Annotated in this window: 9 protein-coding genes; 4 read left to right on the top strand and 5 right to left on the bottom strand. The window is 43.4% G+C overall.

What is annotated here, in order from left to right; translation table 11 throughout:
• Nucleotides 1-628: 628 nt before the first annotated feature.
• From EIZ48_RS20575 to EIZ48_RS20565, 3 genes are all read left to right on the top strand, one after another.
• The gene (locus EIZ48_RS20575; protein ID WP_160655604.1) at nt 629-1183 is read left to right on the top strand and encodes a curlin subunit CsgB; all 555 of its coding nucleotides are present in this window, start codon (nt 629-631) and stop codon (nt 1181-1183) included.
• 18 nt (nt 1184-1201) lie between these two features.
• Nucleotides 1202-1867, top strand: a complete 666-nt coding sequence (locus EIZ48_RS20570) for a hypothetical protein (RefSeq protein WP_160655601.1) — start codon at nt 1202-1204, stop codon at nt 1865-1867.
• A 570-nt stretch (nt 1868-2437) separates the two neighbouring features.
• On the top strand, nt 2438-3103 hold the full coding sequence (locus tag EIZ48_RS20565) for a curlin repeat-containing protein (protein ID WP_160655599.1): 666 nt from the start codon (nt 2438-2440) through the stop codon (nt 3101-3103).
• 347 nt (nt 3104-3450) lie between these two features.
• Here EIZ48_RS20565 and EIZ48_RS20560 read toward each other — a convergent pair whose 3' ends face one another.
• Nucleotides 3451-4080, bottom strand: a complete 630-nt coding sequence (locus tag EIZ48_RS20560; protein WP_240153040.1) for a phosphatase PAP2 family protein — start codon at nt 4078-4080, stop codon at nt 3451-3453.
• A 475-nt stretch (nt 4081-4555) separates the two neighbouring features.
• Here EIZ48_RS20560 and EIZ48_RS20555 point away from each other — a divergent pair, with 475 nt between their 5' ends.
• Nucleotides 4556-6115 (top strand): BCCT family transporter, encoded by a 1560-nt coding sequence (locus EIZ48_RS20555; RefSeq protein ID WP_160655596.1) that lies wholly within the window; start codon nt 4556-4558, stop codon nt 6113-6115.
• Between the two features lie 110 nt (nt 6116-6225).
• Here EIZ48_RS20555 and rsgA read toward each other — a convergent pair whose 3' ends face one another.
• From rsgA to EIZ48_RS20535, 4 genes are all read right to left on the bottom strand, one after another.
• The gene (gene rsgA, locus EIZ48_RS20550; RefSeq protein ID WP_160655593.1) at nt 6226-7266 is read right to left on the bottom strand and encodes a ribosome small subunit-dependent GTPase A; all 1041 of its coding nucleotides are present in this window, start codon (nt 7264-7266) and stop codon (nt 6226-6228) included.
• Nucleotides 7267-7562: 296 nt separating this feature from the next.
• Entirely contained in the window at nt 7563-8537 is a 975-nt protein-coding gene (gene dgcA / locus EIZ48_RS20545; protein ID WP_160655591.1) for an N-acetyl-D-Glu racemase DgcA, read from the bottom strand.
• Nucleotides 8538-8551: 14 nt separating this feature from the next.
• On the bottom strand, nt 8552-9556 hold the full coding sequence (gene dgcN / locus EIZ48_RS20540; RefSeq protein ID WP_160655588.1) for an N-acetyltransferase DgcN: 1005 nt from the start codon (nt 9554-9556) through the stop codon (nt 8552-8554).
• 371 nt (nt 9557-9927) lie between these two features.
• Nucleotides 9928-10809, bottom strand: a complete 882-nt coding sequence (locus EIZ48_RS20535) for a LysR family transcriptional regulator (protein WP_160655585.1) — start codon at nt 10807-10809, stop codon at nt 9928-9930.
• Nucleotides 10810-10935: the final 126 nt, after the last annotated feature.

Raw genomic sequence — 10935 nt, 5'->3', positions numbered from 1 at the left:
TCAGTTCAAGGAAAATGACGGTAGGAATGGTATTCCCTTTCAACGTTATTTGACACAGAAATGGGCGCGCTGGCTCACTCCCAAAGGGCGAGTTTACTTGGCTTCTATGCGTTGTTACCGATTATTAATTTAGAGCCACTAGATTTTCTAATCGGTGCCTAGCCTACAAGTCAAGTAACTCTCGCTGAAACGAGCATCTTGAGGTAGCTTGGGTATAATGCTCAAAAAAATGAATTCTCATCGATTCTCAATACTCTGTTCTCAGTTCTGAGAATTTAATTACTGCGTAACTAAAGTATAAGTTGTTGATAATAAATAACTTATACTTTATCGGTATTTTTTACTACTTCTTTGTTAATTTAATTAATCACTCCTGTAAGCTGTTTTAGTCATTAGTATTATTCTTGATGCTTTGTTTTTATCTTTTTGAATTTATACGTTTTATTAAAATCACTTAAACTATTTGATTAGTTTTATCGCTTTCTATTCATTGCATTTAACTAGTTAGGAGGTTTTTCATTCTCAATAAAAGTATTAACAGTAAGAGAAGAGTTTCATGATTAGGTTGATGGAACAATATTTAGGAAATTCGATACTGATAGTACAAGTTAAATGTGTGGCTGTGAAAATGAAAAGTTACAAAAAACTAATTATTCCACTGTTTCTATCAGGTGTTAGCTTTAACGTATTTTCTAGTGACCTAGCGTTTAATGAATTAGGTAAGCTATCAGAGTTACAGTTAGAGTACGATAACATATCAAGTGTTGAACAAAATGGTGCGTACAATAGTACAGCTACAGTTGTTCAACAAAACAAATATGGTGGATTAGGTAACGCAGCTAAGATCAAGCAAAGTGGTAGTCGTAACGATGCGTATATTGCTCAGAGAGGAAGCGGTAACAAAGCATATATCGACCAAAACGGAGATGATAACTATGCTGCAGTACTCGAAGATGGTTTTGATAATACTGGAGTTATTCTTCAGTACGGTAATAACAACAAAGCAGCAATAATACAAAAAGGAAGCAAAAACCGAGGCGAAATAGCGCAATATGGAAATGACAATAAAGCGTTAATCGTCCAAAAAAGTAACGTTAGGTATTTTAAATCCGATATCAACCAGACTGGTGGTCAGACGCATGTGATCATCAACGGGATGAACAAAAGCATTACTGTTCGATAACACAATTAAGGAATTGTCATGAAGAATCTAGCTCTATTAATTTCGGCTGCATTGGTATCTACGTCTGCCGCAGCTACGGGATATTATGGTGATAACAAGTCGACAGTTAAAATTAAGAACAACAGTGATGGCAACCATGTCACAATTTACCAGGACTCTCCGGGCAGCTATGACGGTAATACCTCTGACGTGTTGATTGATTATGGGTCTGATCACAACTATGTTACCGTAAATCAGTATGGTGAAAAGAATAAATCAGATGTCGATATTAATTACAACTCAGATAATAATTCTGTGTATGTAAGCCAAACAGGTTACTATAATGACTCCAAGGTTGGTATTAACCATTACGCTGATGATAATACAGTAGGTGTGTACCAGGATGGTTACTTTAACTACTCCGATGTGTATATCAACAAGGGTGATTGGAACAATGTTCACGTAGACCAGTATGGTAACTACAACATGTCTGATGTTGACATTCTTGGTGAAAATGCTGATTACAACTACGTTTCTGTAAGCCAAGGTGGTGATTACAGTAAGTCTAAGGTGTTAATCAGCGACGGTTACTATGGCCCAACAAGTTATAACACTGTTCATGTAACTCAGACAAACAATGACTACTCGAATGTAGAAATTACACACGGTTCTTCGTACAACACTGTGTATGTAACACAATACTAATCTAAGTAAACGTGTAAATTATTGATGTGTTTTCGCTGCATTCATTATGAATGCAGCGAATTTTTATTATTGTTAATAACAAATGGATTATTGATGAGGCTTTGAGGGGGTAGTGGTTATATGTTATTTGCCCTTGCATTTAAGTTGTTGATTTTTAATGTTATTAAGATTGAACTTTTTTACTAGAATATAATTTACCTATATTGATAAAAGTATTAAATCTGAGATGGGGTTTTCATAATTAGGTTTATGGAATAATTTCTAGAAAGTCCGATACTAATAATACAACTTAAATATGTGAACATCGGCAAACAAGCAAATCAATTAGATTGAGTTTTGTATTGTCATAAGAGAATTATCTCGTTGAGAGACTGCGCTAAGTTTGATAATAAGTTGATTTATCATAAATCCAAACAAGGAAGAGAGCCAAGGATAGGTTGCTTACAATAATAATAACTGAATTATTGCAATGATTGTTTTAATTCGTATTTGTAATATTTGGTGTTGATTATCACCTGAATAATAAATGCATAAATAGTATTGTACGATAACACAATTAAAGGAATTATCATGAAAAAGTTAGCTCTATTGGTTTCAGCTGCACTTGTTTCAACTTCTGCAGCAGCGACAGGTTATTATACTGACAATAAGTCTGACGTTAAAATTAAGAAAAATAGTGACGGTAACCATGTGTCTGTGTATCAGCATTCTCCTGGTAAGTATAAAGGAAATAGCTCAAAGGTTTTGATTAGCTATGGTTCTGATTACAACGATGTAGATGTTTCTCAGTATGGTAAAAAGAACCGATCAGGCGTTTACATTTACGGTAACTCTGATCATAACTATGTCACTGTAGGGCAGAAAGGTTATCGAAACAACTCTAAGGTAAATATTGGTTATTATGCGGACTATAATGATGTGGATGTTTACCAGAAAGGTGCCTTTAACTATTCAACAGTTAGCGTTAAAGCAGGTGACTGGAACAAAGCTAAAGTTAAGCAAAAAGGTAATTGGAACTATTCTGATGTTGATATCTTAGGTGAAAATGCAGATCACAACAAAGTTAAAGTTAAGCAGTATGGTGATTACTCTAAATCTAAGGTTAGAATTGATGATTACTACGGTGGTGGGACTTCTTACAACAAAGTTCACGTAAGACAGTCAAACAATGATTACTCGAATGTATATATTGCAAATGGTTCTTCTTATAACCATGTATATGTAAGTCAGTACTAATACATGAAAGTAATGTTAATTACGACCTTTCTAATCGCTGCATTCCATGTGAATGCAGCGACTTTTCCACCACTAGGTATTACCTGTGAATCGAAGACAGATAGGGTGAGATTGATTCTGAAGAATGAAAGTAGTGATTTAGTTCATATAAGAATCGTATCAAGTACTAACAATGTCATGGTTTCAGGTGGAAGAGGTAATAGCTCAAGTTCGTTAACCCTCAGCAAGTCACAGTTTCCGGTGACGCTAGAAACAGGCCATTCGGATCCGTTAGTGATTCAAAGAAACTGTGATATAGAAACTCAAAACGCTTCCTAGGAAGCGTTTTTCTTTTTGATTGCGGTCTTCTATTTCGTATCCTTCCACTCTGGTATAAAAAGGTATAACAGCCCGGCGCTGGCGATAGAGGCAAGTATGTCTGTTGGCCAGTGCATCCCGAGCCAGATTCTGCTGATACCGACACCTGTTGCCCACAGGATCAGAAGGCTTGCAGCTGCTAGCTGGCGCCTTCGCCAGAAGTATCCTCCCCAAAAAACGACACAGACAGCGGCGAAAATAGTATGCCCTGATGGTAGTGAGTAGTTTGTCTCTCCTTGCCAATGGGATATACGCCAATCACTGACATTTGCTGTAGCCATTTGAACCGCCGCTGCTTTTTCTGTAGCACTTAATTGGTAGAACTCATCGGCTGAATGCACGATACCTAAGCTTTGCAATTGATAGCTATAGGGCCTTGGTATTTCAGTAATATGCTTCAGTGTTGTTTTGGCAATAAAGCTGAGTATCAGCAGAATGGCAAACTGAAAAATAAGTCGGACAACTGCTTTTGGGGGTAGTTTTGAAATCAGCGGAGCTAAGCACAGAACACAGACGGTGACTAGGAAATAGGGGCTCCCTGCTGATGCTGTAAGCAACGAGAAAGTTATACCAGTGAGATCGGATACGTGACCTGTCAGCTCGACAGATGAAAAGAACATAAGTACGCCGGACATAATGGTGGCGAAAATGAGCAAGGCAATGAAGCCAGGGGCTTTGTTACGAAGAAACGAATAGATTGGCATTGTCATAAAGGATGATTAATTTAGTCTTGCAGTGTAGCAGAGGGTAACGCTAACAAAGTGAAATTTATGTCATTTTACCACCAAGCCATGGCCGGAAATTGTCCAGCGGACTATTTTATGTAGGTGTAACTGGTTGAAAGGTGGGAATGGTGCGAACTGCCATACTATACCATACTGTGTATTCAAAACGATATAAAACCATTTGAACTCTAATGAATAGCCATGCACTGAAACGGGCTAGAATGAAGTGTAAAAGGCCATCATTATGGACTGAAAGCTATCTGTTGGCTGCTATGTTTGAATTTTCTTTCATAAAAAAAAGCATTTTTTTCTGGTTATATAGCCCGCAAGCTGATAATGTGCCGTCCCTCACAGTAACCGTGAGTATATTATGCATAGCACGACACATAAAGTTGGTGATAAACTGGTTCCAGCTCTAACGATTGGGTTCATCAGTTTGTTCCTGCTTTCCTCTCTCATCGACCTGTCACTCGTTACCCGTGTGATTCAGTCAATGTTCTCCTCAGTGACTTCACATTTTGGGTACGCCTGGCAATGGTTGATGGTTATCAATTTTGCAGTGGCTGTGCTTATTGCTGTTACCCGTTACGGAAAAATTCGTATGGGTAAGCAAGCGAAACCGACCATTGGAACTTTCCGCTGGTTGGCAATGATCATGTGCACTTTACTTGCCGGTGGTGGTGTATTTTGGTCTGCTGCAGAACCTATTTATCACTTTATTACACCCCCTCCGAGCTTTGATGGTGTGGTGGGTTCTTCTGTAGAAGCTGTAACCCCCGCTTTGAGTCAGAGCTTTCTTCATTGGGGCTTTTTAGCCTGGGCAGTACTGGGCACGCTTGCAACAATTGTTCTTATGTACGCTCACCACCAAGGTGGTGTGAAACTACGCCCGCGGGCATTGCTTTACCCGCTGATGGGGGATCGGTTAGAGAACCATTGGTTGGGTTCTGTGATTGACGCCTGCTCGATTATTGCCGTTGCGGCCGGTACTATTGGCCCAATCGGCTTTCTGGCTTCGCAGTTGGGCTATAGCCTTGAATCTGTGATGGGGATAGAGAACACCGTAACTAGCCAGTTGGGTATATTGGCCGTTGTGGTTGCCGTGTATTCTGTTTCCGCTTTTACCGGCATGGACAAAGGTTTGCAATGGTTAAGTCGCCTGAATGTTGTTGGTGCATTTGCCTTGCTGCTTGTGATGCTGGTATTTGGTCCGACTCAGTTTATCTTTGAGCACTTTGGTTCGGCATTTGCGATGTATGTGGAACAAATGCCAGAGATGAGCCTGAACGCTGATGCTCCTGCATGGAATTCATGGTGGACATGGTTCTTCTGGGGATGGTTTATCGGCTTCGCGCCAATGATGGCGATTTTTATTGCGCGTATTTCTGAGGGGCGTAGTATCCGTGAGCTGATTCTGACTGTCGCCATCGGTGCGCCAATCGTGACAAACTTTTGGTTTACCGTATTAGGTGGAACCGGAATCTTCTTCGAACTTCAGTCACCGGGAAGCATCTCGGGACCTCTGAATGACGCCGGGCTTCCAGCCGTTTTGCTCGCTTCTCTGTCTCAGTTGCCATTTAGTAGTTTGCTGGTACCTGCATTTTTGGTATTGACGACTACCTTTGTTGTCACGACAGGCGATTCGATGGCTTATTCAATCTCTATGGTTGTCTCGGGAGATAACGAACCAAGTAAATCTCAGCGTCTGTTCTGGGCGATAGTCATGGGGTGCGTGGCTGCGGTGTTGTTAGTAGCCGGTGATGGCGGATTGAATGCACTGCAGTCTTTTATCGTGATCACCGCTGTTCCTGTTTCACTGTTGATTGCCGTTACCTTAATTACGGGGCCCATTGCCGTAATGAGAATGCAGGTGCATGAGAAGGAAAAATCACAAATTTGGCAGCCAGAATGTGCAAGTTCAACGATTTAAGCTGAGCTAACATCCGTATTAAGAAAAGCACTCCCCCGGGAGTGCTTTTTCATGTGGTTTATATAGATAGCTAGTTCTGCACTGTCTGGACATTTGTCAGCGCAATTTGGTTAGCTTTCTTTTAGTTTTTGCTTTTCGGCTAGGACAGAACGACAAAACTTATTGAATTTGCGATCTTTGGCCCGTCTTTCCGCAAGTGTCGCTCCGTTACGGGCTTGCTCACGGTTTAGCTTATGAAAGTTTCGCAAGCGACGTTCCTCAAGTCTCCCTGATTCAATAGCGGCTCGTACCGCACATCCTGGTTCCTGATCATGCTGGCAGTCTGAAAACCGGCACTCTTCGGCAAGTAAGCCAATATCGGCAAACGTGACCTCAAGCCCTTGTTCACAGCCAGCCAACTGCAGTTCCCGCATTCCAGGTGTATCAAGAAGCAAGCCGCCAGACGGCATGACGTGCAATGACCGCGATGTTGTCGTATGGCGGCCTTTGCTGTCATCTTCACGAATAGTGCCGGTTTGTTGCACCTCAATACCTTGTAGGGCATTAATGAGTGTCGATTTACCGGCCCCGGAAGAACCCATAAAGGCAACGGTTTTTCCTGCGCGACACCAAGATTCAAGTACAGCTGTGCTGCTACGGTCCAGGCCATTTACGGCTTCGACGAATAGCATTGGATCGATATTCTGAACCTGCTGGACGTACTGCTGAGGTTCTTCACAGCAATCAGCTTTTGTGAGCACGATAACTGGCTCGACACCGGCTTCATTAACCAGTGCCAAGTAGCGCTCGATTCTGTTTAAGTTAAAGTCGTTATTTAACGAGCAGACAATAAAAACGGTGTCGATATTGGCTGCAATTAATTGCGACTGTACTTTGCTGCCCGCCGCTTTCCTGCTGAATTCGGAACTGCGATCCAAAGCTCGCACAAATTGGCTATCATCAGATAGCAATACCCAGTCACCAACGGTCATAGCTGGCATGCTGGGAGCAATCTTCAAGTGCTGCTCGCCTTGCTCAGTCATGACTGTTAGTTGACTGCGATGTTGTGCCATGACTCTGGCTATATGGGAGGTTTCCCATTCATCGAGCGAAAGTTGTTGTTGAAAAAAAGGTTTCCAGCCTAGTTCAGGCAAAGAAATAGGTTTGATCATGATATGTTGACCCCTGATGCATTACACACCATTCTGAAAGACGATTTTCAGGGGCATTGTGGCCCCGGTTTAAGACCGGGCAGGAGGGAGAGGGATTAAATTATTAGTCTCGCTGCGCCCGGTTAGTTTTTAAAACAATCATCAAAGTTCCTCCATTGGTTAATTGACTCTTGGAATTTATCAGACTTCCTCGTCTGGTTCTACCGTTTGTTCTGCAGCTTATAAAAAGTGGAAGTACTGAAGAGAGATTGTCATTGATTCAATGCTTCCACGAACTGGAATGTGCAAATTGTGTATCAGAGGTCGAGATGCAACATTCCAGCTTGGTAGTGCAGGCCGTTGGCTCTGTCTTGTTTCAGGAGAACCGGGCCATCGAGGTCAACAATGTCTGCATGTGTGGCAACGGGCAATGCAGCCTCCATCGCCATTGAAGTGCCAACCATGCAACCCACCATAATTTTAAAACCCAACGCGCGTGCTTTGGCCTCTAGCATAAGCGCTTCTGTCAGTCCTCCGGTTTTGTCGAGCTTGATGTTAATCATCTCGTAGCAGCCCAATAGGCCATCGAGATCTGTACTGGTGTGGCAGCTTTCATCGGCGCATAAGTCGATAGGATGTTTGATGCCCAGTAGCTTGTTGTCCATGCCTTTTGGCACTGGCTGTTCAATCATAGTGATGTTGAACGGGGTCAGCTGTTCGAATAGAGTCTCCAAATCAGTATCTTGACCAAGATCTCCCCAAGCTTCATTGGCATCGAGAATAATATTGACATTAGGTGCATTGTCTCGAACCGCTTTAACGCGCTCTATAATTCGCTTATGGTCGAGTTTTACTTTAAGTAATTTAGCACCATGTACTTCGCATAGCTCTTTCGCCTGCCTTCCCATTGCCTCCGGTGTATCAAGAGAGATTGTCATCGCAGTAATGATTTCGGGCTCGATGGTAAAAATCTGATACGGGAAGGCGGCTTGATGCTCAAGACGCCACAGGGCACAGTCGACAGCATTTCTGGCCGCACCTGCTGTTAGGTAATCGGGCAGGTTAGCTCTGGTTAGCTGAATATCTGAGAGTTTATGATTGAGTAACTCGATCTGCTCTATTACTGATTCGATGCTCTCTCCGTATCGCGGGTAGGGCGTACATTCAGCAGTAGCCGAAAGCCCATTATGCTCGATGGATACTGTGACGACATCCTGGTGTGTTCTTGTGCCACGAGATATCGTAAAAGGGCGAGCAAAGGGAAATTGCTCGTGCTGTGTATGAATGTTCATTACGTTCCCTTGCTTTAAATCGAGTGGAGTTTGTCAACGATAGTCGAAACACCAAAGCGAACAGGATCGGTCACTGGCAGCTTGTACTGGCGCTCCCATTGTCGACACAGTGCAAGGGCATCACATTCATCAATGGCTGAGGTATTAAGGCAAATCCCGACGAATTCAGCGTTTGGGTTCGTTAGTTTGGCGGCTACGCGGTTGGCTTCAAGTGTAGACTCTATTGTAGGAACGCCCATATGCGGTAAATGGCGAATATGAGCACGTCCAATCTCATGGCAGAGTACAAGCGCATCGGGCTGTGAACCATGCAGTAACCCGAGGCTGACACCCGCAAACGATGGGTTAAGCAGAGACCCTTGGCCTTCAATGACATCCCAGTCATGTTCGGTAAATTCAGTGCTGATGGCTTCGGCTGCACCTGAAATGAAATCAGCGACCACGGCATCAACGGCAATACCTGTGCCTGAAATTAGAATGCCAGTCTGCCCGGTTGCACGAAATTTTGCTGTAAGTCCTTGCCGGTTCATCTCGTTTTCAAGGGCAAGAGAGGTGTACATTTTACCTACCGAACAGTCGGTGCCGACGGTAAGCAGGCGCTTTCCCTGGCGCGGCTTACCAGTACCAACATTTAGCGGCTGATCGTAATGGCGAATATCATACAGCTGGCATCCATGAATATTGGCAGCATTAGACAGGGCAGGGAAGTTACTGAGACGTTGATGCATGCCCGACGCAATGTTGAAGCCAAGCTCAATGGCTTCCTGTAACGTTGCCAGCCACGACTGGGGAATAAAACCGCCAGCATTGGCCGTCCCGATAACCAAGGTTTTGGCTCCACGTTCTTTGGCTTCAGCCAGAGAAAGATCGGTGATGTCTAAAGACACCGTCTCTTCAGTAAGCCTAAATTGACCCGTGCACATCTGTGGACGCCATTGTAGAATCCCTTTGGCTGTTTTGGCAGAAAGGGGATCGGTAACATCACCGAGAAAGAGTAAGTAGGGTTGTGGGATTTGCATGATTCTTCCTTGTATGGTGCAAACAATGACATTTACTGTAAGGCGTGAATTGCCGGAAGCCGAATACTTATTTGTCTGCAGGGTATAAATCCAGGTTATACCTAATCAGCAAAGCGTGATTGCAGATCAACAGCGGGTAAGCGGCTGTTTGGAAAAAGCAACCACGAGTAGCCTCTATTTTTTCTTCGAATCTGATTTTCTTGGTGGTCTTGGTTGGAGCAGTTTCCAAATCAGAAGTGCGTAAGCAATCATTGAGACGATAGGAAAAAAGTAGTCAGCCATTGTTAGCATCCTCAGCATGTTCTTCAGAGTTGGGCAACCTGTATATCTTGTCAATTCATAGTATAGAGGGGATGTAGCTGACCGAAGGGTTAGCGGCTAAGCATAGAGATGAATTTTTCACCTGCCACAGAGATTGGACTGTGATCGGCATAGAGTAAAGAAACAGAAAACCTCAATGCGGGGTCAAGGCGCTTTTGTTGTAATTGATTGGCAAAGACAGATGCCGTCCATGGGTCAACGACGGCTAACCCGGCACCATGCTCGACCAATTGAGCAGCCGCACTATAAGATCTGACAGTGATTTGATGGTGGTAATCAGGTTCGTAATGCTGAATTGATTGGTTTAATATGCCACCAAGCGGATCACGAGGATCAAGCCCTATGATGTTTTGTGACGCTGTCACTAGTTGTGGCCAGTCTACTCTAGTGCTGCCTTCATTTATTAAAGGAACATATGGATGGTTTTGAGGGTAGAGTAGCACCATTTCTTCGGTGAAAAGCTCTTGGCCAGAAATAGCTGGTGGTATCTCGTTTCCAAAGCAGATAACCAGATCTAGTCGGTTTTGAAGAAGACCCGTACACAATGCCGCTCTGTTGTCGGTGCTCAGTTCGACGGAGATATCGCTGTCTTTACATAGCTCAGCGACAACTGATGCTAACAGAGATGTCGCTAAAATTGGCGGGGCACCAACCCTCAAGTGCTGGCTGCCTTTTTTTATCTTATTGGTCAGGGAGTGAAAGCTGCCAAGTTGCTGGTATATCTTTTCCGCTTCAGGAAGAAGTTTCCGCGCTTCATCGGTCGGAATCAAACGGCCTTTTATCCGTTGAAACAGTGAAAACCCAAGCTGTTGCTCGGTATGCGAAAGTACCCGGGTAACATTGGGTTGAGAAACATGAAGCTGCCTTGCTGCGCCCGAAACTGTCCCTGATTTCATCACCGCGTAGAAGACTTCGATTTGCCTGAGGTTCAAAATGGATCTCTGTCAATAAATGACTAATGAATATAGTGTTTCGCCGTATAAGCAGCAAAGGGCAAGCCGATACCTTTGGGCAGGTATAAGGCTGGCTTGGTATTACTATAAAGCTATCACGGGCTT

This window comes from Photobacterium alginatilyticum (assembly GCF_009910675.1).
In the GTDB taxonomy this organism is placed as follows: Bacteria; Pseudomonadota; Gammaproteobacteria; order Enterobacterales; family Vibrionaceae; genus Photobacterium; species Photobacterium alginatilyticum.
Note: the sequence above shows the minus strand (reverse complement) of the source record. Positions and strands in the feature narration are given on the sequence as shown.

Bases quoted from the DNA above. Each gene is read 5' to 3' on its own strand.
- rsgA (WP_160655593.1), bottom strand. From the start codon at position 7,266: ATGATCAAACCTATTTCTTTGCCTGAACTAGGCTGGAAACCTTTTTTT.
- EIZ48_RS20555 (WP_160655596.1), top strand. From the start codon at position 4,556: ATGCATAGCACGACACATAAAGTTGGTGATAAACTGGTTCCAGCTCTA.
- EIZ48_RS20565 (WP_160655599.1), top strand. From the start codon at position 2,438: ATGAAAAAGTTAGCTCTATTGGTTTCAGCTGCACTTGTTTCAACTTCT.
- EIZ48_RS20560 (WP_240153040.1), bottom strand. From the start codon at position 4,080: ATGTTCTTTTCATCTGTCGAGCTGACAGGTCACGTATCCGATCTCACT.
- dgcN (WP_160655588.1), bottom strand. From the start codon at position 9,556: ATGCAAATCCCACAACCCTACTTACTCTTTCTCGGTGATGTTACCGAT.
- EIZ48_RS20570 (WP_160655601.1), top strand. From the start codon at position 1,202: ATGAAGAATCTAGCTCTATTAATTTCGGCTGCATTGGTATCTACGTCT.
- EIZ48_RS20575 (WP_160655604.1), top strand. From the start codon at position 629: ATGAAAAGTTACAAAAAACTAATTATTCCACTGTTTCTATCAGGTGTT.
- dgcA (WP_160655591.1), bottom strand. From the start codon at position 8,537: ATGAACATTCATACACAGCACGAGCAATTTCCCTTTGCTCGCCCTTTT.